Source organism: Micromonospora sp. NBS 11-29 (assembly GCF_002140155.1).
Classification (GTDB): Bacteria; Actinomycetota; Actinomycetes; order Mycobacteriales; family Micromonosporaceae; genus Micromonospora.
Map to the genome: position 1 here is coordinate 508,661 of NZ_NAPR01000007.1, position 206 is coordinate 508,866.

Annotated in this window: 1 protein-coding gene; it reads left to right on the top strand. The window is 69.4% G+C overall.

Annotation, left to right across the window (positions count from 1 at the left end; translation table 11 throughout):
- Positions 1–206, top strand: a 206-nt coding sequence (locus tag B1205_RS31350) for a TGS domain-containing protein (RefSeq protein WP_441338474.1), incomplete at both ends; no start/stop codon positions are given.

The window sequence follows — 206 nt, forward strand, 5'->3', positions numbered from 1 at the left end:
TCAACTGCTGGACTGGCAGCGCGAGGCGGCCGACCCGAGCGAGTTCCTGGACGCGCTGCGCTTCGACCTGTCCAGCCAGGAGGTGTACGTCTTCACCCCGAAGGGCGACGTCATCCCGCTGCCGACCGGGTCCACGCCGGTGGACTTCGCCTACGCGGTGCACACCGAGGTCGGGCACAAGTGCATCGGCGCGCGGGTCAACGGCA